This window comes from Natronotalea proteinilytica, assembly GCF_055379935.1.
In genome coordinates, this window is sequence record NZ_AP043947.1 from 102,307 (window position 1) to 127,343 (window position 25,037).

Consider the following 25,037-nt stretch of genomic DNA (forward strand, 5'->3'; position numbering starts at 1 on the left):
ACACTTTAACTTTTTACTATTAGAGTAGTATTTGGGTTTTTGAGACTTTGAGCGTGGTTGATATGCGGTTGATAGTTTGTGTTTTAATGATTGGTCTAACTGCTGCCTCCGTTTGTGGGTGTGTACCTCCTCCCGAGGAAGCGCTTGTTGATCGGGGATATGCGTTGGAAACCCAAGACTTTTACGACGCGGCGCGGCATGGAGATACGGAGGCCGTGCGGCTGTTTATTGAGGCGGGGATGGATCCTAACAAGCAAGCACGATACGGCTTTCCGCCTCTGATTGGTGCTTCGTACTATGGCGCTACAGAAATTGTGGCCATGCTTCTTAGCGCAGGGAGTAATCCCAACGTACAGGGGGGGCGCGGAGAGACGGCGCTCCGATTTGCAGCCTCAGAGGGACATGACAACATCGTGGATTTGCTTCTCCAGTTTGGGGCCGATCCTAATATCGAACAAAGGGAAGGGGGTACGGCACTGATGGGAGCTGCTTTTGGTGGACATATCGATGTGATTGAGCGCTTGCTGGATGCAGGCGCAGATCCTTTAGCCCGCTCTGAAGAGAATGAAACGGCGCGCTCTATCGCTCAGGCGCAAGGGCATGAGGAAGCAGTTCGTGTACTCGTCTGCGCTGTGGAAAAGAAAAGGACGATCCAGTAGAATAGAACCACTGGCGTCACGTTTTTTTTTACACTTGAATGTTGCATTACATGACGTCCGTATCTAAAATACTACTATCATAGTATTTTTATAAAAACCATATAGCGACTATGCGCGTATCAAACTTCATACTGATCGTTCTTTTTCTGCTGGGCTCCTCGGTCTTTAGTGTGTATGCACAATCAGAAATGGGAGCCCTCCAGCAGGTGCCCATTCAAGATGCGGAAGCCCCCCTTGATGCCGTTCATTTTGTGGAGCCCATAGGTGAGGACTCGCTAATCATTGCTGACGGCACAGGGCGTCTTGCGCTTTTTGTCGATGGTGCGTATGCAACCGATCTTGGTGAGCAAGGCCAGGGCCCCTGCGAACATCAGTCGATGTTGGCAACCGATCGATACACGTCGTTGGTTTTCGGACTTGATCGTAGCCAGCAGCGGATTTTGGCGTACGATGCGGCATCGGGCGCCTGTCTCGGCCAGATACAATCGTCAGACCTACGGCGTGCCACGGGGCTTGCCAGCGCCGAGTCGAATCTGTTTCTTACGCGGGGGCAGTACACATCGCAGACCGAGTCCGATACCCCGCTTTTCTTCCGTGTTGACCGTGAACAAGAGGTAGAGGGTGAACCTGTAGAAGGGGCCGTTGTGGTAGAGGCATCGTTCACGCTGGCTGATCTTGATCCGGTTTTGCTTCCTGTTCCGATCAGTGTGCGAACGCCCGTGGAAACGCATGGGACATCGGTATATTTTGCGCTTCCGTTATCTCCAAAGATTGTTCGATATGACCGCGAGACTGAGCAATTCTCGTCGTTTGAGATTGACCTTGCGCTTCCGACTGATGATGAGGTCGCATCGCTTGCCCCCGAAGACCTACTATCGCTGGTAGAGCGCGAGATCGAATTTGTTGAGCACCTGCACGTCACTGATGATCATCATGTGGTAGTTGCTTCGCGGCGTGGAACAGGTGCTGATGGCGTATGGCGAGTGCAGGTGTACGATCATAACGGCACGAAGCAAGCCGACCAGACCGTTGAGCATCAGATTGTTGACCTTACTGGAGAGCACATTCTGCAACTCGTGACAGGCGAGACCGAAGATACGGTGTATACCGTTAGGCAGGTGCCGTATGCGTTGCCATGATGATATAATCATACTCCTGCTTCTTCAGAGGACTTAGCGCACTCTTCGTGCAGTGAGATTCGAGAGCCGAAACTTTCATGGAGATCAGACCGTGTGCATTGATCTGAACACTGTAGCTGCACCCCAGATATTGCTAAGGGCCCGTTCCAAACCCATGAAAAAAGATCTGCACCCCGAGTATACGCCGCTGACCGTCACATTGGCAGACGGCTCTACCATCGAAACGCGTTCGACTATGGACGCCGACACCTACGAGTCGGATGTCGATTCGTCCAACCACCCGTTTTACACCGGGCGGCGCCAGTTTGTAGACACGGCCGGGCGCGTCGAGAAGTTTAACCGGCGGTATGGTCTCTCCAGCGATGAGGACGAGGACGAAGACGAAAACGACGAGTAACCATTCCAGCGCTTTACTCAGAGAAGGGGCGACCTGTACTGCAGGCCGCCCTTTTCTCGTTACACGCCTTGTGTTTTGTTTCACGCGACACCCCTAAACGTATATGAGTGCCTCCGTAAACCCCGTATCTATTATTACGCAGAAGCGCGACGGTCATTCGATTGCTGCGCCCGATATCCAGGCGCTTGTACAGGCATACACCAACGAAGAGGTGCCGGACTATCAAATGAGCGCCTTTCTGATGGCGTCGTTTCTGCAGGGGCTTGATGATGCGGAGGCCGCCGCCCTTACCGATGCGATGCTGCACTCCGGCACGGTGCTCGATCTAGGCGATACGCCTGGTATCAAAGTGGATAAGCACTCGACCGGCGGTGTGGGCGACAAGGTGTCGCTTATTCTTGCGCCCATTGTGGCCTCGCAAGGCGTGCCGGTGCCCATGGTGTCGGGGCGCGGTTTGGGGCACACCGGCGGTACGCTCGACAAGCTGGAGTCCATCCCCGGCTTTCGCACCGATCTGTCGATGGAGGCGTACAAGGCGCAGCTGGAAGACATCGGCATCGTGCTAATTGGGCAGACGGAGGAGATGGCGCCTGCCGACCGCAAGCTCTACGCGCTGCGCGATGTAACGGGTACGGTGGAGTCCATTCCGCTCATTGCAGCTTCCATTATGAGCAAAAAGCTCGCCGAGGGCATCGACGCGCTGGTGCTCGACGTGAAGTGCGGACGCGGGGCATTCATGAAGACGGAGGAAGATGCCCGCGCCCTTGCCGAAACGCTGGTCGCAATTGGCGAGGATCATGATACCCCGACTGTGGCGCTACTCACGGACATGAACATTCCACTCGGACGGGCTATCGGCAACTGGCCGGAGGTGGCGGAGAGCATCGCCTGTTTGCGTGGCGAGCACGACGACACGGCGCTGATGGAAGTCACCTACGCGCTTGCCGGCGAGATGCTGGCGCTGGGCGATGTAGCCGACACGCCTGAAGCTGGCCGCAAGCAGGCTCGTGCGGCTGTGGCATCTGGCGAGGCGCTCGACTGCCTACGCACCCTTGTTGCTGCGCAAGACGGCGACGTGAGCACCATCGACGACCCGGCCACCCGCCCGCAGTCGGAGCCCGTTGCGACCGTTACAGCGCCCGACGATATGCACGGCTTCGTGACTGATATTGATGCGCTTGCGCTCGGGCACCTCAGCGTAGATCTGGGGGCAGGGCGTCGCACGAAGGAAGACACGGTGGATCCCACAGCCGGACTCACGTTGCGTGCGCATGTAGGAGATGCCGTGGAACCGGGGGATGTGCTTGTAGAGCTGTACACGGGCCGCACCGATCGAATTGAGGCGTTCAGCGAAGCTGTGCTATCGGCGTACACGGTAGGCGATGCGATGCCCGAGCGCGGTGCTGCCGTGTGGGATCGCTACACCAACGGTGGTTGGGCACAGGGGTGAACGGTTTGTCATATCCCCGAACCATCATCGACCGGCAGTGACACGGGTAGCTCTGCGCGGGGCATTGCGCAGGGCCGCCTTCAAATCGCCGGGATTGCCTCCGTTCAAGATGATCGATTCGATGCCCTGCTCGGCTAGCGCAAGGGTAGTCTCTACGCGATGGGTGATGCCGCCGGTTACATCGGTGCCTTCGGGATCCGAAAGAGTAGGGAGCAGGTCAGCGGCTGTGATGGGCGTAAGGTGGGTGAGCGTGGCGCCCTGGGCGTCGTACACCCCATCGGTGTTGCCGCACCAGAGTACGCGGTCGGTAGGGTGCCCTTGCTCGCGAAGCGCATCGATGGTGGTGCGAAAGACGGTTTCGGTGGAGCAGATGGCCCACGATCGCGAGCGGTCGAGCGTCACATCCCCACAGACAACGGGTAGCGCACCGTGGGTGAGCGCCTGCTCCAACGCGGCGATGTGACAGGAAACAGGTGCGCCGTCATCGGTGATAAGCAGGTTGCTGGGCCGAAACGACACCGCTGGCACGTTAACGGCTCGAAGCGCGTCGATTACCGCGCAATGCAGCCGTCCCATTGCGTGTTGAATTGCGCTGATGGCTTGTGCAGCAGACGTGGACTCGCTATCTGCGTGCGCCGCAGCTACGTGTCCGAATGAGCCGCCGCCGTGTCCGAGTATAAGGTGTCCTGCCTGCTCCGACCACTCTTCGGACAGCTCCTGCGCCAGCCGGCTGAGTACCTCGTGGCGGAGCGTGAACGCGGTGGTTTTGTCGGTAATGAGGCTGCCGCCCCATTTGACGAATGTACAGGCAGGCATAGCAGATCGGCCTAAAAGAGCGGATCAGCGGAGGTTGGGCCCGCGCCCACGCCATCGCGAATGGTGTAGTGGACGGCCTTCAGTTGGTCGAGCCGGTCGGCCACTTGGGGTTCATCCGAAGCGGGGCAGATGACGTGCACGTTCGCACCGGCGTCCATAGTGGCGTAGGCCGAGAGGCCATCGGTGCGCAGATTGCGCACGGCTTCCAGCACGGTAAGCGTGCCGGGCGACCAGTAGAAGATGGGCGGTTTCGAGGACATAGTAATGAGGTGCAGTTCCACGCCGTCGGTTTCGATGACGGTACCCAGTTGCTCCATGTCACGTGCGTTGATGCCGGCACGGGCGTTCTCCATCCGTTCGTCGATATGCGCCATGCGCTGTTCGTAAAACGGACTGGAGGGGGCTCGCTCATGACCAAGGCGCGAGGAGACTGGCTTTGGGTCGGTGTCGACCACGGCGATAACATCGCGCAGGTCCCAGTGAGTATGCGGCGCGATGGAGGTAGCCGCATAGTCGTCGCCTTCTGGCCAGGTTACGTATCCACCCAACACAGAGCGGGCCGCCGATCCTGATCCACTGCGCCGTGCCCAAACGGATTGCGCCTCGGCATCCATATCCATATTGAGGGCTTGTAGGGTAGCCAGTGTGAGCGCAGCGAATCCAGAGGCCGATGAACCGAGTCCGGCTTCTGCGGGAAAGACATTGCGCGTGGCTACGGTGAACGTACCGGTGCGCTCGGCAAACGTGCGGATGCGGTTGAGGTGCGCAACGATCGGCGCTCGAAATTCAGCATCTGCAGGGGTGAGTGTATCGTCATCGGTCGTAACGAATACCTCATCGTTGCCCTCCGTGCCCTCATTAAAGGCGACGGTGGTGCGGGTGGTGCAGTGCTGCAGCGTCATGGAGAGCGACGGCGCACGGGGGATGGCGCGATCGATGTCACGGACGCCCCAGTACTTCACAAAGGCGATATTCGAGGGGGCTTCGACAGTTGCTTTAGCCATGCACGTACGGGGTTTCGATGGGATGGGCCCCCTCTACACACAGGGGCACGTTGAATTCGGATAGGTGACGCAGGTGGTGCCACATGGGCGTGTCGGGATCCGGATGATAGACGATGAGCGACCCGGCTCCGCTTCCAGTGAGTGCTCCCGCGCCTGATATTTTGGCCGCGCCTCCTTTGCGCTCGATGGTACGGATGCATTGCCGTACTGGAGGGGGAACCACGCCCAGCGCTTCGAGGCAGGCTTCGCCCTCGCGCAGCAGCGTAAGGAGCGTGTCCGACGAGACGTCGGGGGTGGCGAGCGTGTCGCGCAGGCGCCGCGTGGTGGTTTCGATGCGGTCGAGCACATCGGTGAAGGCGGCGGGGTCATCGGCACGGCGGGCGCGCACCGCATCAACCACAGTGCCCGTAGATTCGTTGGGCGATCCGGTGTGGTAGATGCGAACATTGTCAAGGACCGGAGCGCGTGCATGCACGGAATGCCATTGGAGGGCATCGCCATCCGATTCAGCCCACACGAGGCCACCGCGTAGAATGGTGGCAGGGTCTACGCCCGAGGGCGTGCCGTGCTGTCGGCGCTCGATGTCGAGCGCTATGTTGAAGAGCGTGTCGTCGGAAAGATCGGCGTTGTGGTGGGTTAGGCAGGCCTTTGCCACGGCCACGCCAACCGCCGCAGAACTGCCAAATCCGGCGCCTACAGGCTGGCTAGATTCGACGGTAAGGTCGATCGGGGTTTGGGCAAGAGAGGGGGCGTGACGAGCGGCTTCACCCAGGGCCACTTTCACAAGGTGTGCGGGATCGCTTCCACGCATGCGAGCAAAAGCTTCTGCCGTGGGGGTTTCGTTGTAGGTATGCCATCGGCGGCGCACCGTATCGGCGTAGGTTTGGATGGCCGTCCAACTCGTCTCTTCATGATGCTCCCATTCAGCCAAATGAATGCCAACGCCTGCTGTAGAGCGTGAGTTTATGGTGGCATGCAGCCAGAGGCCAAGCGCAGCGACAAGCGCAGGGCGCTGGTAGACGACGGCATGCTCGCCCATCAGAATAAGTTTAGCAGGTGCGCGTACGGTAGTTGCGCTCATGAAAAGGAGGTGGGGTGAGACAGGAGGTACGAAGAGGAGCGCACGGACTAGTTGGCGTTGGAATGTCCGTTGGGCGAAGATGGGGTGGGGCGCCCCAATTCGTTATGGGCACGTGCCAGATGGTGAGAGCTCAAGGCGCCCATGAGTGAGAGTTCACCGGCAAGCACGGTCGCACCGAGCATTTCAGCGACTTGCATAGCAGCAGCGCCAGGTTCATCGGGGTCAAGCGAAATGCCCATGAGTGAGAGGGCATCGGACTGGGTTTGTAGCGTTGTGCCGCCTCCTACAGCGCCAAGAGGCACATCCGGCATGAAAATAGAGACGTACACCCCGTCATCGCCACGGGGCTCAATGCAGGTGGTGCCCAGCGCGCCTTCAACCACCTGGGCAATGTCTTGTCCGGTGGCCACAAAGAAGGCGGCTACCATGTTCGCGTAGTGGGCGTTCATGCCCATGGAGCCGGCGGCGGTGGAGCCAATCATGTTTTTGCGATATTGCACCTCCACCAGATCCTCGGCGGTTGTTTTCAGGTAACGTTTTAAGACATCAGCGTCCAGCTCGACCTCGGCAAAAATGCGTTTGCCGCGTCCTTCTTGAATGTTGACTGCCGAAGGCTTTTTGTCGACACAGTAGTTGCCCGAAAGCGAGACAAACTCGATGCCGGTTTCAGGCACAATGAGATCTTGGATAACACGGTTGCATGCCAGGGTAGCCATGTTCATGCCCATTGCATCGCCTGTGCCAAATCGAAAGCGGAGGAAAACCGTGGAGCCAAGAGCAAACGGGCGAATGTCTTTTAGTTCGAGGTAGCGGCTGGTGGATTCCACCTGCGTACGGATCTCATCTTCGTTTTCTTCGATCCATGTCGTAAACTGCTTGGTCTCGCGGATTCCGCTCGTCCGAAACACAGGGGCGCGCGTCATCCCAATGTCTTCAACGTGGACAATGGCGCCACCGGCAGCGCGAAGGGTTGCGCAGCCGCGGTTTGTGCTGGCAATGAGTGCGCCTTCGGTAGTGGCCAGAGGCACGTAGCGGTCGTCGTTTATGTAGTCGCCCCGAACAGGTACCGGACCGACAGCCCCCATGGGCACTTGGGCCACACCGATCAGGTTTTCGCAATTGCTGCTTGATACCGTTTCGGCATCAAACGAATAGTGGTGCAATCCATGGGTGGTTGCGCCCGAAGCCCGTTCAAGGGCTTCTCGACGTACGGAGGCCGCTTCGCGCGCGGAGAGGTCAGACGGAAGCTTGTGAAGCGAGAGGTCGCCGGTGGCAAGGGCTTCTACAAGCTGCTCACGCCGTTCGTTTGTAAGCGAAAAGGGAACGGCCTGGGAAGATACTGTGCCGTTGGTCGTGGTTGGACTACCGCTACTCATTGCCCTGCATTCATTTGGTTTCGAAGGACTTTCGTTACCACGTATGTTCATAGTAGATGTTTGCTGAAGATCAAGAATCAATGGAGCGTTTGCACAGAACCGGCTTGCTCTCGGATGAGTCGGTGCTCCATTGAGCGCTTAACATTGAGCGCTTAACGGGTCGGCAGTGATACGGCACTGGGCATGGCATGCATTATGATAAAGGAGGGAATGCTCATGTTGAAAGCAGAAACACGGGTCAATCAATGCCTGGATTGGCGTAACCAAAACGTACAAGCCTGGAATGGGATGCACCGAAATGGGAATGTATAGATACAAGTCATTTAGTCAGTGATCATCACTAAAAATACAATGCACGAACCCGTTGTCGAACGTAGTACGCTTACAAGCCAGGAATTAGGGAAGAAGCCAGGGTGGGGTATTAACCTATCACATCGAGCGTGTGATAGATGTAAAACTGGGCTCGTTGCGACGAAACCAATAGCACATCGGTACAGGAGCGTACAACTAAAGCCTCCTGGGACACAAGTATACGCTGCCATGCAGCGGGTAAAGGTTCACCCGCATAGTGTTCGTGACGCGCCAAACAAGGGCGTCAATACATGTAATTACTACTTCTTACAATAGCATGAGCACGGCTGAGGTGCAAACGCTGCATTGATTGGTAACTGACTTTTGCCAAACTGTACGCACTCACCAGGCAGAACGTAACAGTGCACAATCAAGACGAATGCGAATATACGACAATATGCCGCCATCGTTGCGCTCTTCATCGGTGCAAGGTAAACAGCATCTGGAATAAGCCGTACCGAAGGCGATTTCGCTATTCTCCTATTCCCAGCCTTAGCTTGTGAACCTGTGGTCCTATAGAGGGGCAGTACTTGCCGCCTGTACGCTTGCCTTTTTTGCAACGATGGTAGCCCGGCTTGCAATTAGTCCGGTCGTGCCTGCCATCAGCGATGCGTTTGACGTTTCGAATGCGGCTATTGGAATAGCACTTACAGGCATGTGGCTCGCGTATGCCCTCACGCAATTTCCGAGCGGGCTGCTAGGCGATCGATTTGGCGAGCGAACCATCATTCTTATCGCGGTAGCTGGAACGGCGGGGGCGAGTGCGCTACTTGCTGTTGCGCCCTGGTACGGTGCGTTTTTAGTGTGTGCCGTTCTACTTGGTGGCATGGCCGGATTGCACTACAGTGCAGCTACCTCGCTGCTCACACGAACGATTCCCCAGACCGGATCGGCGATTGGCATTCACTCGGCCGGTGCACCATTAGCCGGAGTGCTTATTCCCGTGGCTGCTGGGTTTGTTGGGGCCTGGCTTGGGTGGCGCTATGCCGTTGCACTGGGCGCCATCGTTTCACTTCCCACAGCCTTATTGGTAGGGTATGTAGTGCGTCCAACGCCGCCAGTACGTCCCGATACCGCAATTCGATCACGTATCCGGCTCGCCCCTATCGTAGAGCTGCTTGCACGCCCCCCCATTGCGATAACCGCTGTGTTGGCATTAATCGGTGCGTTTGTATGGCAAGCCACGGCGTCATTTCTGCCTACCTTTCTGGTCGCATATCATGGATATTCTGAGCCGCTTGCTGGCGGGTTGTTCTCCGCATACTTTGTAGTTCAAGGACTTGCACAACCCGGCATTGGCATGCTTTCCGACCGTGTGGGACGCGAAGCGGCAGCTCTCTTAGCCTCAACGGTTGGAGTGGCTGGTTACAGCGCGTTTGTCTGGGGAAGTTCACTGAGCGTGCTTATAGCAGCCACAGTGGCTATTGGGATTGCTATGAGTTGGGGCGCTGCGCTCCTTCCTAAGTTTATGGACCACCTCAGCGCAAAAGAACGAGGCGCCGGATTTGGATTGATCCGAACTAGCTATATGGTGCTGGGCGCAAGCGGAAGTGCGGTGACAGGCATTGTTGCAGATGGGGCAGGCTGGGCAGCGGCTTTTTGGATGCTGGCTGGCCTTATGGGCGCCATGGGGATCGTGCTGTCTGTTATGACCATATTTCGAGCACAGAAAGAAGCGACATCTCCTCAACGCTAAAATATGAAGCAGCTGGGTAATCATTGACCTGTGACAACGGATTGTGCTATGGGTTCAGAAGGCGCAGCGCTCCCCATCGTCCTGTCATCCCGGACAAGGCGCCCCTGGCGCCGCTGATCCGGGATCCATTCCGCCGGTTGAAGGCTGCCTTTACGTCCGGCACGCACCCATCTATATGGGCTATTAGGGGATGGATCCCAGATCGTCGCTACGCTCCGTCTGGGATGACTGTGTAGGGGCATAAACACGCTTCTGCACGTTCAACGGCAGATACATGTATAGCACAACGCGTCTTGACAGGGCAGTAGCTGGGTTACGAATAGATTCAGCAGTGCCCCATTAACTGTATTTTCATCATTAATGTTGTATTTCAGTTGCTACTCTGTGAAGGGAGGGTTACGATTACATACCCACACAATCACATTGTGTAAGCTGGTTCAGTAAAAGACGCCATTTTGCTCTACGCATTAGACTAATCAGTTTAAAGTGTAAGCTTCCCCCTATCTTTTACCAGCTTGCTAAAAATCAGAGCGTAAGACCTACTGGATCAATCAGAAAGTCTCTGGTTTGATTGATGGTGTGTTGTTGGCCATTGCTTTAAAGTAGCGAGCAGCTAGCCATCTAGGGTACTATTCTGAAGTCTATGCTGAATTGTCTTTCACATAACTGAATAACTGCTATGGAACATCGTAACCATTCGCGGTCCTTTCTTGAGGACATACCTATACCAATACGGACAGCCCGTGCGCCCATGTGCACGCGGCTGGTTCCGTTACTGATGGCGTTTTTGCTTGTCGCAGCGCCATTTGTTACGTCCCCAGCGTGGGGGCAAGAACTTAACCATGACGCGCCCGATGAGGCCATTACGGAAGGTGTGCTGCACATCAAGGTTACCGAGCAAGCCAAGTCGAGCGTACAGCTTACGCAAGACAATGGCGTGGCCCAATTGGGCATTGCTTCGGTTGACCAACTCAGTGCGCAGTACGGCGTAGAGCGCATGGAGCGCATCTTTCCCACGAATCCGCGCTACGCCGAGCGTCATGCCGAGTGGGGGCTCGATCGGTGGTACCGTGTCTATTTAGATACGCCCGAAGTCGGGCTCAGTCGTGATGCGGTGAGCGCCTTTCATGCCGATGCCAACATTGAGATGGCCGAGCATGCGCTGGAGAAAGAGCTTGTGGCTACCCCGGTAGAAACCACCGAGCGCACCCTCGACCTGATCGATCAGCTGACGGCGCAAGACGACGGAGAGATTCCTAACGACCCGCTCTTTGATCAGCAGTGGCACTTCCACAACACTGGCCAGACGGGTGGTACCCCCGGTGCTGATATTAGCCTCCCCATGGCTCATACCGTTGAAACGGGAAGCCAGGATGTTATCGTGCAGGTGGTCGACTCGGGGATTGAGATCGATCATCCCGATATTCAGAATAACCTGTGGATCAACCCCTGTGAAGAAGACGACGGGCAAGACACCTGCGGCAATGGGTACGTAGACGACATCTACGGCTACAACTTTGCCGACGATGTGTCTAGTCCAGAAATTGTCAACCCTGGCGTTATAGACAATTCCCACGGTCTGCATGTCTCTGGAACCGTTGCTGCAGCAAATAACAATGACGAAGGCGTAGCCAGCGTAGCAGGTGGCGATGGTACCCCAGGTAGCGGCGTCCGCATTATGACCGGACTCACATTTGGGTCAGTCAACGGCGGATTTGCCGAAGCGCTCGTCTATGGCGCGGACAACGGTGCGGTTATTTCCAACCACAGTTGGGGGTACACCTCGCCAGGCACTTTTGAGCAGCCGGTGCTTGATGCGATTGACTACTTTACCGAAGAAGCCGGTGGACCTGATGCTCCGATGGATGGAGGGTTAGTCGTTGCCGCAGCCGGTAACAGCAACTCCGATGCCGATTGGTATCCGGCTTTCTACGAAACAGCGATGGCTGTTGCAGGCACCGATCACAACGACAGCAAATATTCCGGGTCTAACTTTGGCGACTGGGTTGAAATATCAGCGCCGACCGGCGAAGCCTTTGATCATCCGGTGTGGAGTACGATTCATACCTCACAAGGCGAATATGGAGGCGACATCTGGGTAGGTACCTCGATGGCATCGCCCCACGTAGCAGGTGTTGCTGCGCTTATCGCATCAAATCAGCCCGGCTTTACGTCGGATCAGTTGCGTGCGCGCCTCATCGCAACAGGCGATCCCAACAACGCTCCCGAAACCATTGGCCCGCGTGTGAACGCCTATGCCGCGCTCACCGCCGATGACACCCCGCCCGATCCCATCACGGATCTGACAGTGGTGTCGCCTACGATGGCCTCTGGTGCAGCGGTGCAGCTTGAATGGACCGCTACCGGCGAAGCTGAAAGTGAAGGCACGGCGACTAGCTACGACCTTCGCTACAGCACCGATGGACCGATCGACACGGAAGATGACTTTGCGGCGGCTACGCCCATTGAAAATCTTCCACCGCCTCAAGAAGCGGGGACCACAGAGTCGTTCACCGCGCAAGGCCTTCCGTTTGACACGGAAGTGCACTTCTCTATCAAGGCGTTTGACGTGTTGGGGAACGGATCCGACCTGTCCAACTCGCCGAGTACCGTAACCGGCACAGCCCCTGAACTGGCGCTGACGCCCGATTCGTTCACTGAAACCATCGAGACCAATGAGGTCCGCGACGTTTCGATGACCGTATCGAACACCGGCCCCGCCGATAGCGGACTTGAATACAGCTTCCCGGGCTTTGCTGCCCAAAATCTGCTGCGTCAGCCGGGTGTAGAGGCAAATAACACCGCTCCACTTGGACTCATGCGCGACTTCCAGAAAGGAGAAGATCCGCATGCAGGTGACGGTCACCCCGTCTTGTTAGGCGCAGGTGGTCCTGACGACTTCGGTTATAGCTGGATTGACAGCAACGAAGCAGGTGGTCCGGCCTTTGGTTGGGTCGATGCTTCTGAAGAAGGCGACGAAGTTACAGGCGTAAGCGGTACCTGGGACGGCAATGCCTCGATTGATATTCCCTTCTCGTTTCCGTTCTACGAGGACGAGTACACCGAAGCACAAGTCTCGGTCAATGGCTGGATCAACTTCGATGGGTTTGACGGTGGTGGATTTTCAAACAACGAAATTCCAAGCACGGATGCCCCGAGCAACTTCATCGCCGCGTTCTGGGATGACCTGGATATGCGTACTCAAGGAACGGTGCATACCTACCACGACCAGGCCAACAGCCGCTTTATCATCCAATGGACGGATGTAGAGAAGTCGTTTGATGATGGATCAGAGCTCACGTTCCAGGCCCAGCTCTACACCAATGGGCTTATCCGCCTACAGTACCTTGAGATGGAAGGGACAATGAGTGCCTCTACAATTGGTATTGAAGCACCTGCCGGGCTTGACGGCCTGCAAGTCGCCTTCAACACGCCGTATGTCGAAGACGAGCTTGCGATTGACATCGAAGCCGTCCCGGACTTCATCGCGGATGTGAACCCGGCCTCGGGCTCACTCGCTGGAGGCGATAGCGACGACGTATCCATTACGCTCGACGCTGAAGGCGTTGCACCGGATACCTACGAAAATGAGCTGGCACTGACGACGAATGATCCGAATGCTGAATCGACCCTGATTCCGTTCGACATCACCGTTGACGCCGGCCCGGCCGCCATTGCGGTGAACCCAGACGAGATTGACTTTGGTGCGTTGATCGAAAACGATGAGGCCACCGAAAGTCTGTTTGTCGATAACGTAGGCGGCGATGATCTGGAAGTAACCAGCATCACCTCCGACAGCGACGACTTCACCGTCGATATCGAGACGCCCTTTACCGTTGGGTTTGCTGATCCAGCGCGCGAGGTCCCCGTGACGTTCTCCCCCACATCGGTTGGGGACATTAGCGGTACGATTACGGTTGAGAGCAACGCCGAAGACAATGAAACCGTAACGGTTGAGGTGACCGGCGAAGGATTGCCGGCTCCGGTCATTGGCGTAGATCCCGAGAGCATCGAAGCCACTGTTGACGTAGGAGCGACCGAGGAACGGACGCTCACCGTAGATAACACCGGTGGAAGTGATCTCGACTTCGAAGCGATTGTCATCACTAACGGGGAAGATGTAGACCCCGAAATGGTCGCTGCTCCGTTTGAAGGCCGCACCGGCACAAGCACGTCGGCAGACGCCTTCTCAAGTCAACGTCCTGCAGGCGAATCGGCCACGCCGATGCCGTTTCAGGCCAGTGACTTTGTGTATCAGCTCGATGATGGATCCAGCGAAAACGCACTCGGCGCAGGTGGAGGCGACATTCTCTGGCTGAATGCGTTTGAAGCGATCGAAGGCGCCACGACCATTACGTCGATTGCCTCGGCGTTTGGAAGCAGTGAAGCATCTGGTCTGCCTGAAGGCGAACCGGTCGAGTTCTTGCTCTACGACGACCCAACCAACAACGGCGATCCAAGCGATGCCGTACTGCTTGAGCGGGTCGAAACCACAAGCGAGAACCCGCACACCGATGAGTTTCAGGTGGTAGACATTGCCCCAACGGACGTGGAAGGCACGTTCTTCATTGGCGTGGTCTATCGCGACTACGTGGATCAGCAGTTCCCGGCTCCGATCGATGAGAGCAGCCCGTCGCAGGGCGCCTCGTGGGTGGTAGCCGATGCGCAAGGCGTCAACGAGAGTGATCTCGGCGACAATGAATTGGGCCCAGATAACATCGACGAACTGGGCTTCCCCGGCAACTGGCTCTTGCGCGCCGACGGAACGTCGGGTGTGGTCGCTGTATCGCCTACCTCAGGTACTGTAGCGCCCGATGAGGCGACGGATCTAACCGTCACCCTCGATGCTACAACCGCCGAACCGGGCACCTACGAAGGAAGCATTCGTCTGTTGAGCAATGACTTTGCGAATAGTCCGCTCAACGTACCGTACGACGTGTTCGTCGATGCCGGCCCCGCACAAATTGCTGTATCGCCTCAAGTCCTTGAGTACGAGCCGCAATTGGTGGGAGCAACCGCTACCCTCTCGTTCGAGGTAACGAACGAAGGCGGCGACCCGCTCGCTGTAGACGACGTGGTCTCTGACTCCGACGACTTTACGCCGTTGGCAACGAGCACGGACTCGCTCGGCTTTGGTGAAACGGCAACCATTGCGGTTGACTTTACGCCAACAACAACCGGGCTGCGTGTTGGAACGCTCACGGTAGAAAGCAACGCCGAAAACCGTCCCAGCATCGAAATTGCTGTCGTCGGTGAAGGATTGCCAGCACCCACAGCGGGTGTAGATCCCGAATCGTTTGACGTGACTGTACCCATCGGCGAAACGCGCGATGAGACATTGACCGTCGAAAATACGGGAGAAGCCGATCTGGATTTCGAGCTCGAACTGATTTCGGATCCCTCTTTGGCCTCACCTGCAGCGGTTGCTGCTCCGTACCGTGGCGAGAGCATGGCTGCATCCGCAGGAACTGACCGTTTTGCGTCAGCTGCTCCTGTTGGAGAAGCCACGCCGATGCCGTTCCAGGCCAGCGATTTTGTCTATCAACTTGACGATGGATCCAGTCAAAATGCACTGGGTGCTGGTGGAGGCGATATCCTCTGGCTTAATGCATTCCAGGTCGTAGAAGGTGCTCCGATTATTACGGAGATTGCCTCGGCTTATGGAAGTAGTGAAGCTGACGAGTTGCCTGAAGGCGCTACGGTGGAGTTCTTGCTGTACGACGATCCAACCAATGACGGCAATCCAAGCGATGCCGTATTGCTGCAGAGCGTCGAAACCACAAGCGAGAACCCACACACCGATGAGTTCCAAACCGTTGAGATTGAGCCCACCGAAGTGGAAGGCACGTTCTTCGTAGCCGTGGTGTACCGCGACTACGCAGACGGGCAGTTCCCGGCTCCGATCGATGAGAGCAGCCCGTCGCAGGGCGCCTCATGGGTTGTGGCTTCCGGTGATATCAATACAGAGGATCTCACCGACAATGACCTCGGCCCGGACAATATCGATGCGCTGGGCTTCCCTGGAAACTGGCTCTTGCGAGCCGATGGCGAGGCAGGCGAGACAGAAGTCCTGCCTCCAATCCCAGATGAAGCGATTGCGTTCTCACCGGACGCTGGTACCGTGGCTCCGGGCGAAAGCCAAGAGCTCACCGTCACGTTCGACGGTACCGAGGTGCCTGCTGGGCAATATGCCGGTAGCATCCGCGTGCTAAGCAACGACCCGGTGAACAGTCCGCTCGATGTGCCCACGGAGTTGCTCGTAGATGCGGGGCCGCCCTCGCTTACGCTCAATCCCGAAAGCCTCGAGTTTGATGCGCTGATTGTGGGCAACACAAGCACGCTCACCTTTGAGGTTGGCAACGAAGAAGGCAATCCGCTGGTGGTTGAAGAAATAACCTCCAGTTCAGGCGACTTCATCGTTGATGTGGAGACCCCGTTCGCCGTTGGTGCTGAAGACGAAGCACGCGAGGTTAGCGTGCAGTTTGCTCCAACTGCAGCGGGAACCCGCTCAGGTGAACTTACCATCGAAAGCAACGACCCTGATCAGGAAACGGCAACGCTTCCTGTTGAAGGAGAAGGCATTGAAGCGCCTGTCACGGCACTCAGCCCTGAAGTGCTGCAAAGCACCCAGGAAACCGACCAAGAAGTCGATGTGCCGCTGACCGTCACGAACGATGGAGCAGCCGGTAGCACGCTTGAGTATAGTTTCCCAGCCTTTGCGGCAGAAGCAGCACTCAATCAGCCCGGCGTACAGCTGAACAACACATCGAGCATCGTCAGCGGAACCCGCGACTTCGACAAAGGAGACGTGGATCCGCTTGCCGGTGAAGGTCACCCTGTGCTTCTTGGCGCGGGCGGCCCCGATGAGTTCGGTTACACCTGGATCGACAGCAACGAAGAAGGCGGCCCGACATTCAGTTGGGTGGATATCTCCGAGGATGGAGAGGCTCTTCCGATTGGAGATGAACAGATCGAAACGGTAGACCTGCCGTTCGACTTCCCCTTCTACGGGGATACCTTCTCTGAGATCAGTGTTGGCGACAATGGAGCACTTACCTTCACCGGAGAAGTGCCTGGGTTTATCACTGGCGAAATTCCGGGTGATGGGACTCCAAGCATTGCGCCGTTCTGGTTTGATCTAGATCCCAGCGCGGGAGGCGAAATCTATGCGTACGCTGATAGCGAGAATGATCGCTTCATTGTACAGTATGATGAAGTGCCCCCGTGGACATTTGGGATTACCGATGACGCCTACACCTTCCAGATCATCCTGACAGAAAATGGAGCTATTCGCTACCAGTATCTGGATATGGATGGCATAACGGATGCAGCAAGTATTGGCATTCAGAACCTGGACGGAAGCGATGGTATCCAGATTGCTTTCAACACCGACTATGTGGAGAACAATCTGGCCGTTGACGTTGCCCCTCCGGTAGACTTCATCACCGCAGTCGATCCGATTTCTGGGTCGCTTGACTCCGGCGAAAGCCAGGAGGTAAGCGTTACCTTTGACTCGGAAGGGCTCCTGCGCGATGTCTACGAAGATGAGCTCGCAATCTCAACGAACGATCCGAGCCGGACATCACCGCTGCTGACCGCCATCCTCTCCGTTGTCGGACCGGATGGACCCACCGTAGAGAATCCCATTGCTGATCAAGCGTTAACACTTGGCGGAGCCCCCTTTGAGGCGGATCTTGCCGGCGTGTTCAGCGATCCGATTGGCGACGGACTCGACTACGAGTTGGAAGTGCGTGGTGAAACCATCGTAAACGCTGAGCTTGATGGAAGTCAACTCACCGTAGAAGCAATAGCCGGAGGCAGCGCTGAAGTGCTCGTCACGGCATCCAATATCGATGGAACGGCCCAGGCTGGTTTCCTCGCTACGGTTGGGCAGCTTGCGGTAAATGTCGACCAAGACTTCGGCGATGCCGATGGCGAAGTTGGCAGCTACCGTCTGGTTGGACTCCCCGGTGTCATCGAGACGCCGCTTACGGATCTGATCAGTGGCGAAGCCGGTCTGAACTGGCAAGCTTTCTGGGACGATGGAGACGACGATGAAGGGTTGATTCGCTTCAGCGATGCTCCAGATGCGTTCACCTTCGTACCGGGACGTGGCTTCTGGCTCACCAGCCAAGAAAGCTTCACCTACGAAGCTGAGCATACGGCCATTGAGCTGCAGGAAGAGGATGGCCGTGTTGCTATCCCGCTGCACGACGGCTGGAACATTGTTTCCAACCCGATGGGCATTGACCTCGATATCGAGGACATGGATGCGCTCAACGACGGGGCCATTAACAATCCGCTCTGGTCGTTCAATGGCGCGTTCAGTGCCGACAGTACATTTGCCACGGCCCGCGATGGGGAAGCGTATTACTTCCTCAACGATGGTGGCATGAGCGAAATGGTACTGCAGCCCGGCGATTCGGATGAAGAGGAGGCCGCGATGGCCGCCGCAACAACCGATGAAGCCGATGTGCCGCCAATGCTGCGCCTGAGCGCTCAGCTACAAGAGCGCGACATCGCTTCGACGGTGCAGCTTGGCGTGACGGATGGATCGGTTACTGCTGATGCACTCATTGCTCCGCCTACGGACTTTGAGATGGTCAGTCTCCGTATCCAACCCGATAGCGATGTGGATGCCGCACAAAACCGCCTCGTTATGAACGAGCAGCGGATACTGCGTGGAGAGGGTGAAACCTTCGACCTGGAGCTGAGCGCGCGTGGCGACACGCCGGTCGAGTTGCATGTCGATGGGTTGGACGCCCTGGGCAACCATGAGGCTGCCCTGCTCCATGCCGATGCTGGCACCACATACGACCTGCGCACCGAAGGACCGGTTGAAATCACCCCTGGTGATGAGCCCGTCACCCTACAGGTGGCCATCGGTACGAGTGCGTACGTTGAGCAGCAAGTGGACGAGGTGCTGCCCACAGAACTCACGCTCACAGCGTATCCGAACCCGGTACGCGGACAGGCAACTGTTGAATACACGCTGACCGAAGCCGAAGAGGTACGGTTCGAAGTGTATGACGTGCTTGGCCGTCGGGTTACTACGCTGACCGAAGGACAGCAGCAAGCTGGAACCCACGAGGTGCAATTTGACGCCAGTGGGTTGGCCAGCGGTGTTTACTTCGGACGTCTGACTGTGGGTGGGCAAACGCTCACGCAGAAGATCACAGTAGTTCGATAACCCGCTCGTGAGTCACTAGGGGAGAGGCTTTCCTCTCTCCTGGTGGGCCTCGCGAATATCTAATAGCGGCATGCGATCTTCAACTGATCGAAATGTATCGTCTACCTCCGACACTGCAAACCCATAAGACTTTTTTCTCTATGCGTTTATTACTACCACGATCGCTAACCACTGCCGTCTTGGCTCTGACACTGTGCTTCGTCTTCGCAGCCTGCGACGACGGTCCAGTGACCGGCGAGCCTCGAATTGGCACCGATGCGGATCCCCCCGTTCCCAGTGCTGTCACCGCTGAGTCGGGTGATGCTGAAGTCAGCTTAACCTGGGAAGGACAAGACCCGGCGTCTAACTTTCGGGCTACCTCCTTCGCTGTGTATCGGGACACTGCTCCGTTCGATGATGTAGATGAGGATCTGCTCCTTGACGAAACAGGCAGTGATTCATTCACTGATGCAGAAGTGCAAAACGGGACCACGTATTACTACCGGATCACGGGATTCACCGGCGACACAGAGGGACAGGCTTCCGAGCAAGTTTCGGTAACTCCCTTTGCTGAACCGGGACGTCCGTCTTTGACGGAGTAAATCCGTTAGTCAATTACTTATCACGTTGCGAAAAGGGAGCTCTCGTTACCGCGAGAGCTCCTTTTTGCATGATTGTACCGTTCCCACTGCTACAGAGGCAAAAGGCGCGTAAGGAACGGAAGGGTGACATCATCAATTCAATGACTATCAATCACCTACCGATTACCCCTCTGCAGCGTCATGTGGGCTCGATATCAATCCGTATTTCAGTTTTTGCTCAAGGGGTTAGCCATCTACGGCATCTGGTATGTCGTGTACGACCTGTATCTATTGCCCGACGGACGCCTCGATGAATGGCTGTCTGTAAACGTGGCCAACGTCAGCGCATTTCTAATGGGCGCACTCGGATTTGAAGCGGTTGCCGACTACCGCTCGGTACTCATGGCGGGGGTGCCCGGGGTGAAAATCATCAACGGCTGCAACGGACTCACAACCATTGGGCTGTTCATCGGATTTGTAGCTGCGTTTCCCGGCTCATGGAAGCGACGCCTGTGGTTTATTCCGTTAGGCATCCTCGTTGTTTATCTGGCAAATATCTTTCGCGTGCTGGTTATGCTGGGGCTGCAGCTGTACTGGCCGGCTGCCTTCGATCCGATGCACTCGTTTGGCATGACCACCTTCTTTTACGTTGTTGTGTTTGGTCTTTGGATGGCGTGGGTGCATCTCAACGAAGATCAGTTGTCGTCGTCTTCCGAGTCTGACCCTGATGCAGAAGAGCCTTCGTCTTCAACAGCACCCGCGCTGTCGTAGTAGTGTGTCACTCCTCAATCTGCGGGTAATGCTTGGATCCCAAACGTACCGAGAAAACCCACACCCTTGTCATTGCGAGCGGAGCGAAGCAATCTCATTGCTTCCAGACTGGATACAGCCGCCCAATCAACGGCATGAGATCGCACCCCAGGAGTTACTCGTTCGCTGCGCTCACAGCGCCGCGTGGGTCGCAAGCTCCCTCCCCGCGATGATAATTTTGGAACATGACTTTCAGGTGTGACAGAGCAGTAAGCATCTATGATGACACTCGATACGGTCACACGCTCTCTGCAGGCTATTGCAGTACGTCTGCTTTTGATGGGATTGCTATTTGTGGGGTACTGGACCGCGTGGCGTCCGGCTCGTGCTATTATCCTGAACGAAGCCGCTGTACCCGTCTTGCAGTGGAGCGCCGACCATGAGGAGCAGGTGCGCCCTACGGCGGGTCCCGTGCGGCTGGAGTTGCCATCCGGAGCTGACCGATCTATGCCGGCCCCAGCAGGTGTCACGTTTTTGCTACCGGCCCTGTTTTTGGTCGCTGTGTTTCCAGACCGGCCATACTGGCTTATCTTCTGGGCGGGACATTGCCTGCTTTTTGTGTTCATCATGCTTGCCTGGGCCGCAGCACTCATGCATACGCCCGGCGCTGAGCCCATCGCCGGATTTCTACAAACCTACGGCGTGGATATCTACAGTATGGGGCTTCCTATCATCTGGTGGGCAGCGCATCGGCGCCGCGTAGCACGTGCATCGTAAGGGTACTATCCCTTACTGCCCTTGAGGCCCGAGAGGCTGCGCTCGGCCAACAGGTTCACATCATAGGTTTGGATGCGACCCGCCTGCAATTCGAAGCGTTCCTGGGCCGCCTCTATCATGCGGTGCATCAGTTCGTCGAACGGCACGCCGCTGGGCTCCCATAGATAAAATGAAAACGAGCCTGGTATGGTGTTGATTTCATTGAAATAGACTGCTCCGGTATCCGTATCCATCATAAAGTCGATACGAGCCACTCCTGCACACTCAAAGAGTTGGAAGACGCGTAGGCCCAAGTTCTGAATAGACGTAGTGGTGTCTGCATCCAAATCAGCAGGAATGATGCGATCTAATGATGCCATCCCTTCTGGCGAGGCTGTTTTGCTTCCGGAGGCACCGTCTTCGCGCATGTATTTGTCTTGGAAAGAGAGGACGGCTTCTTCCGTTGAAGGAAGCGGCTCTTCAAGAACGCTGGGCATAGCTTCTGTTGGAGAGCCAAGTACCGAGCAGTTAATCTCGCGGAGGTTGATCACGGCCTCTTCCACGATTACCTTGTCATCGTAACGAAAAGCATCCTCAATGGCGGCATCAAGTTCGGTCCGAGTGTCGGCTCGTGTAATTCCGATCGACGAGCCGCAGCGTGCGGGCTTCACCACCACAGGCAAGCCCAACGTATCGATACACACATCAAGTTGATGCTCTTCGTGGTGAGCCCAGTCGGATTCACGCAGCGCCACAAAGTCCACGACCGGAATGTCCGCATGCTGGCATAGTTGTTTCGAGAGCACCTTGTCAATGCCGATGGCCGACCCTGCGACACCGCTGCCGGTGTAAGGAACGCCAAGCGTTTCGCAAAGCCCCTGCACGCTTCCATCTTCGCCCGGACCGCCATGGAGCCCCAACAGCATCACATCAATGGTGTGCTGGATTGGGGTGTGCCACAGGCGCTTCCATGCTGAAGATGGCGGCTGCGTCACAACCTTCGCCGTGCCATACCGGCCCGGATGCATTGAAACAGGATAGGCGTTTGCCCGCAATGCGTCTATGTCGCGATACGTATCCACCGCAAGAAGGTCGGGGCCTGTATACCAGGTGCCGTCTTTGGCAATGTAGAGTGGAACAGGACGGTAGCGACTTCGGTCGAGCGCAGCCGCCGCCTGAAGCGCCGAGATGATAGACACTTCGTGTTCAGGAGCCACGCCTCCCAGGACGATCCCCACCGTTGTTTGCGAAGAAGACACAGACACATACCTACAAATGAGACAACCAACGACACCACCGGCACCGGTCCGGATCATCCATCAACAACGGGGTTTTTAGGACGGAGTGCAAGAACTATCGGCGGTGCCGCTCATTGATTGCGTGTCAAACTGAACTATTGCGCATCTATGCACTAGTCCCCAAGGGCGTGCAATACATGCGGTTGTGTTGCATTCACTGATGTTGTATCCACTGAACTCCAGGTTACTGTGCGTTTAGCCATTCTGTCGGATATCCACGCTAACCTGCAAGCATTAGAGGCGGCGTTGCGTGTCGTGGACAAGGCGCAGGTTGATGCCGTCTACTGTTTAGGAGATATTGTAGGATACAACGCAGATCCCCAAGCGTGTTTGGACCTGGTGCGTACGCACTGTTCTGTCGTTGTACAGGGCAACCATGATTATGTCGTGGGTACAGGGCAAGGAATGAACGTGCTACCAAGGTCGGCTCAAAAGGCAGCACAGTACCATCGCGAGGTGCTTGCGGAAGAAGACCTAGCGTACCTACGCGATCTGCCGCTTGTCGAGACAACAGATACGTGTACCTTTGTACACGCTACGCCGGATGTCCCGCAGGAATGGAAGCATCTTTCAGACTATCGGGCGATCCAAGCACAGTTCGACCACTTCAATACCCCGTTTTGCTTCACCGGCCACACGCATATTCCTGCCGTGATTGCCGATTCGCTTGGCGTGTTTGAAGTGCGTGAGGGACATCGATACCTCATCAATGTAGGAAGCATAGGACAGCCCCGCGATCATTCTCCCAAAGGCAGTTTGGTTCTGTTCGATACGACGTCGCGGCTTCATCGATGCGTCCGGTTCAGCTATAATGTGGATGGAGCCGTTGCGCGTATCGAGGCCGCTGACTTACCCAGCCGTCTTGGTCAACGGTTGCGACAGGGACAGTGAAAACAAGGACAGAGCATGTGTCATACTCCAACCTGATCTTTTCGGATGCGTGTCAGTACACACCACAGTCCTTTTTGTGTGTATACCTTGCAGCTTATGAAGCGACTCAACTTTACCCTTGACGAAGAAGCCGTTACACTCCTAAACGAACTGGCCGAAACGTACTACGGCGGCAACAAGTCGCGCACGGTGCGGGCAGCGCTGGAAAGCTTGGCCACGCATACCGGCCACGACGGATGGGTCATATCGGGATATACGCCGATACAGCTTGATCACGAAGCATCGTGCTATACATGCGGTACGCATTATCACGAGGGCGACTTTTTGCTGCGTCCCGTTTTTGAGCGTGGCGCTAGCCCCAAAGCACTGTCCACAATTCCTGCTGAGGAATGGCTCGACTGTCCTGATTGTGCTGAAGAACGTACGGTATAAGCGGCTGCCTTAGAAGGGGTATCGAATGCGTTCGACCCTTGCGTACCCGTGCAGGAAATCGGGACCGATGCCAAGGCACCGGACACAGAGGTGATAGCAAGCAAAGCGCGAAGAAATGGGTACAATGGGCGATTGAACTTTCGTTTGCAACGCCCATCCCGTACGTTAGCAAGTACATAGACTTCGTGCGTTGATTATTACGGCTTGGCTTATAATTTCATGACTGCTTTTGGGTGTGCCACGCTTCCCCCTGATACATCCTTTGCCGAGCGCTTTGCCCAGCACCATCACATTCCGTGCGTTTCAGCAACCGTTACGCAGTTTCCAGATGGTGAACTCGAACTGCAATGGCCGCCTGAACATCTGCACGCGTCCATGATACTGGTCGCATCCACAGCCACAACGCCAGACCAGTCGGTGCACGACCGCCTGATGCAGCTTGTTTTTGGCATCCATCAGCTTAAAACGGCAGGCGTAAACACATGCATTGGAGTTATTCCCTATCTGGCGTATGCCCGCAGCGACAAACGGAGTACGCCTACATCGCTCATGGGCCTGAACATTGTGATGCAACACCTCCAACAGGCTGGGCTAGATGCCTTGCTTACAGTGGATGTGCACACGCCGGCAGCCCTTCACAACGCGTTTGCTGGCCCGTCGTGGTCGGTAGATGCCACCGCACAAATGGCTGATGCCTTGCGGGGACACCTTCCCGATGACGAACCCTTGGCCGTATGCGCCCCCGATGCGGGCGCTTGGCGGCGTGCCCGAGCCTGGGCCGATGCGCTGGCCCCGCATCGGTCGGCTGCTACCGAACTGGCTCTTGTTCACAAGCAGCGCGTACATCCTGACCAAGTAACCGAAGAAGCCTTCACGGGCACCGTTGAGGGACGCACCGTCGTGGTTGTCGACGACATGATTAGCACAGGAGGCACCATGGCACAAGCTATACGAGCATGTCGAAAACGGGGAGCAAAAACGGTGTGGGCAGCCGTTACACATGGTCTATTTTTGAACGAGGCTCCTACACGTCTAATCGAGGCCGGACTCGATGGGCTGCTCGTAGCCAATACCTTATCCGCTGATCGAATAACAGGAACCCCAATTGCCGAGTGCACACATTACGTGGATGTGGCGCCCCTCTGTGCGCAACGTATCGACCGGGTGTGGATGCGTCGGTAGAGGCGCTTG

General features: G+C 56.4%; 17 protein-coding genes. 12 read left to right on the top strand and 5 right to left on the bottom strand.

From position 1 onward, the window contains the following. Nucleotides 1-86: 86 nt before the first annotated feature. The 4 genes from ACZ5AL_RS00720 to ACZ5AL_RS00735 all read left to right on the top strand — a co-directional run bounded on the left by ACZ5AL_RS00720 (nt 87) and on the right by ACZ5AL_RS00735 (nt 3,645). Nucleotides 87-659 (top strand): ankyrin repeat domain-containing protein, encoded by a 573-nt coding sequence (locus ACZ5AL_RS00720; RefSeq protein WP_464511503.1) that lies wholly within the window; start codon nt 87-89, stop codon nt 657-659. A gap of 110 nt (nt 660-769) precedes the next feature. Beyond that, complete coding sequence (locus tag ACZ5AL_RS00725; protein ID WP_464511504.1) at nt 770-1,798, top strand: hypothetical protein; 1,029 nt, start codon at nt 770-772, stop codon at nt 1,796-1,798. 154 nt (nt 1,799-1,952) lie between these two features. Next, nucleotides 1,953-2,195 (top strand): 50S ribosomal protein L31, encoded by a 243-nt coding sequence (gene rpmE, locus ACZ5AL_RS00730; protein ID WP_464511505.1) that lies wholly within the window; start codon nt 1,953-1,955, stop codon nt 2,193-2,195. Between the two features lie 103 nt (nt 2,196-2,298). Continuing rightward, the gene (locus ACZ5AL_RS00735) at nt 2,299-3,645 is read left to right on the top strand and encodes a thymidine phosphorylase (protein ID WP_464511507.1); all 1,347 of its coding nucleotides are present in this window, start codon (nt 2,299-2,301) and stop codon (nt 3,643-3,645) included. A gap of 24 nt (nt 3,646-3,669) precedes the next feature. On the opposite strand, the gene ACZ5AL_RS00740 is transcribed toward ACZ5AL_RS00735, so the two are convergent. From ACZ5AL_RS00740 to hmgA, 4 genes are read right to left on the bottom strand one after another with little or no spacing between them, the layout of a single operon-like run. Continuing rightward, nucleotides 3,670-4,461 (bottom strand): isopentenyl phosphate kinase, encoded by a 792-nt coding sequence (locus ACZ5AL_RS00740; RefSeq protein WP_464511508.1) that lies wholly within the window; start codon nt 4,459-4,461, stop codon nt 3,670-3,672. Nucleotides 4,462-4,472: 11 nt separating this feature from the next. Beyond that, nucleotides 4,473-5,465: a diphosphomevalonate decarboxylase gene (mvaD, locus tag ACZ5AL_RS00745; RefSeq protein ID WP_464511509.1), complete on the bottom strand. Its 993-nt coding sequence runs from the start codon at nt 5,463-5,465 to the stop codon at nt 4,473-4,475. Beyond that, nucleotides 5,458-6,546: a mevalonate kinase family protein gene (locus ACZ5AL_RS00750; RefSeq protein ID WP_464511511.1), complete on the bottom strand. Its 1,089-nt coding sequence runs from the start codon at nt 6,544-6,546 to the stop codon at nt 5,458-5,460. Before ACZ5AL_RS00750 ends, mvaD begins: the two co-directional genes overlap by 8 nt. 47 nt (nt 6,547-6,593) lie before the next feature. Continuing rightward, nucleotides 6,594-7,922, bottom strand: coding sequence for a hydroxymethylglutaryl-CoA reductase (NADPH) (gene hmgA / locus ACZ5AL_RS00755; protein ID WP_464511512.1), 1,329 nt, complete (start codon nt 7,920-7,922; stop codon nt 6,594-6,596). A gap of 850 nt (nt 7,923-8,772) precedes the next feature. On the opposite strand from hmgA, the gene ACZ5AL_RS00760 reads away from it, so the two are divergent. The 5 genes from ACZ5AL_RS00760 (at nt 8,773) to ACZ5AL_RS00780 (ending at nt 21,246) form a co-directional block, all read left to right on the top strand. After that, entirely contained in the window at nt 8,773-9,969 is a 1,197-nt protein-coding gene (locus ACZ5AL_RS00760; RefSeq protein WP_464511513.1) for an MFS transporter, read from the top strand. A gap of 778 nt (nt 9,970-10,747) precedes the next feature. Further along, on the top strand, nt 10,748-19,159 hold the full coding sequence (locus ACZ5AL_RS00765; RefSeq protein ID WP_464511515.1) for a choice-of-anchor D domain-containing protein: 8,412 nt from the start codon (nt 10,748-10,750) through the stop codon (nt 19,157-19,159). Nucleotides 19,160-19,299: 140 nt separating this feature from the next. Next, nucleotides 19,300-19,740 carry a hypothetical protein gene (locus ACZ5AL_RS00770; RefSeq protein WP_464511516.1) on the top strand — a complete coding sequence of 147 codons (441 nt, stop codon included), beginning with the start codon at nt 19,300-19,302 and terminating at the stop codon, nt 19,738-19,740. Between the two features lie 180 nt (nt 19,741-19,920). Continuing rightward, nucleotides 19,921-20,490: an exosortase X gene (xrtX, locus tag ACZ5AL_RS00775; protein WP_464511517.1), complete on the top strand. Its 570-nt coding sequence runs from the start codon at nt 19,921-19,923 to the stop codon at nt 20,488-20,490. Nucleotides 20,491-20,748: 258 nt separating this feature from the next. After that, nucleotides 20,749-21,246: a hypothetical protein gene (locus ACZ5AL_RS00780; protein ID WP_464511519.1), complete on the top strand. Its 498-nt coding sequence runs from the start codon at nt 20,749-20,751 to the stop codon at nt 21,244-21,246. A gap of 5 nt (nt 21,247-21,251) precedes the next feature. Here ACZ5AL_RS00780 and ACZ5AL_RS00785 read toward each other — a convergent pair whose 3' ends face one another. Beyond that, entirely contained in the window at nt 21,252-22,484 is a 1,233-nt protein-coding gene (locus tag ACZ5AL_RS00785) for a D-alanine--D-alanine ligase family protein (RefSeq protein WP_464511520.1), read from the bottom strand. A 228-nt stretch (nt 22,485-22,712) separates the two neighbouring features. Here ACZ5AL_RS00785 and ACZ5AL_RS00790 point away from each other — a divergent pair, with 228 nt between their 5' ends. The 3 genes from ACZ5AL_RS00790 to ACZ5AL_RS00800 all read left to right on the top strand — a co-directional run bounded on the left by ACZ5AL_RS00790 (nt 22,713) and on the right by ACZ5AL_RS00800 (nt 25,028). After that, nucleotides 22,713-23,414, top strand: a complete 702-nt coding sequence (locus ACZ5AL_RS00790) for a metallophosphoesterase family protein (RefSeq protein ID WP_464511521.1) — start codon at nt 22,713-22,715, stop codon at nt 23,412-23,414. A 96-nt stretch (nt 23,415-23,510) separates the two neighbouring features. Beyond that, nucleotides 23,511-23,846 (top strand): hypothetical protein, encoded by a 336-nt coding sequence (locus tag ACZ5AL_RS00795; protein ID WP_464511523.1) that lies wholly within the window; start codon nt 23,511-23,513, stop codon nt 23,844-23,846. Between the two features lie 219 nt (nt 23,847-24,065). Beyond that, the gene (locus tag ACZ5AL_RS00800) at nt 24,066-25,028 is read left to right on the top strand and encodes a ribose-phosphate diphosphokinase (protein ID WP_464511524.1); all 963 of its coding nucleotides are present in this window, start codon (nt 24,066-24,068) and stop codon (nt 25,026-25,028) included. Nucleotides 25,029-25,037 lie beyond the last annotated feature (9 nt).

What these genes read in the sequence shown, in the direction of transcription:
- ACZ5AL_RS00720 (WP_464511503.1), top strand. Translation starts at nt 87, where the DNA reads ATGATTGGTCTAACTGCTGCCTCCGTTTGTGGGTGTGTACCTCCTCCC.
- ACZ5AL_RS00725 (WP_464511504.1), top strand. Translation starts at nt 770, where the DNA reads ATGCGCGTATCAAACTTCATACTGATCGTTCTTTTTCTGCTGGGCTCC.
- rpmE (WP_464511505.1), top strand. Translation starts at nt 1,953, where the DNA reads ATGAAAAAAGATCTGCACCCCGAGTATACGCCGCTGACCGTCACATTG.
- ACZ5AL_RS00735 (WP_464511507.1), top strand. Translation starts at nt 2,299, where the DNA reads ATGAGTGCCTCCGTAAACCCCGTATCTATTATTACGCAGAAGCGCGAC.
- ACZ5AL_RS00740 (WP_464511508.1), bottom strand. Translation starts at nt 4,461, where the DNA reads ATGCCTGCCTGTACATTCGTCAAATGGGGCGGCAGCCTCATTACCGAC.
- mvaD (WP_464511509.1), bottom strand. Translation starts at nt 5,465, where the DNA reads ATGGCTAAAGCAACTGTCGAAGCCCCCTCGAATATCGCCTTTGTGAAG.
- ACZ5AL_RS00750 (WP_464511511.1), bottom strand. Translation starts at nt 6,546, where the DNA reads ATGAGCGCAACTACCGTACGCGCACCTGCTAAACTTATTCTGATGGGC.
- hmgA (WP_464511512.1), bottom strand. Translation starts at nt 7,922, where the DNA reads ATGAGTAGCGGTAGTCCAACCACGACCAACGGCACAGTATCTTCCCAG.
- ACZ5AL_RS00765 (WP_464511515.1), top strand. Translation starts at nt 10,748, where the DNA reads ATGGCGTTTTTGCTTGTCGCAGCGCCATTTGTTACGTCCCCAGCGTGG.
- ACZ5AL_RS00770 (WP_464511516.1), top strand. Translation starts at nt 19,300, where the DNA reads ATGCGTTTATTACTACCACGATCGCTAACCACTGCCGTCTTGGCTCTG.
- xrtX (WP_464511517.1), top strand. Translation starts at nt 19,921, where the DNA reads ATGTGGGCTCGATATCAATCCGTATTTCAGTTTTTGCTCAAGGGGTTA.
- ACZ5AL_RS00780 (WP_464511519.1), top strand. Translation starts at nt 20,749, where the DNA reads ATGATGACACTCGATACGGTCACACGCTCTCTGCAGGCTATTGCAGTA.
- ACZ5AL_RS00795 (WP_464511523.1), top strand. Translation starts at nt 23,511, where the DNA reads ATGAAGCGACTCAACTTTACCCTTGACGAAGAAGCCGTTACACTCCTA.
- ACZ5AL_RS00800 (WP_464511524.1), top strand. Translation starts at nt 24,066, where the DNA reads ATGACTGCTTTTGGGTGTGCCACGCTTCCCCCTGATACATCCTTTGCC.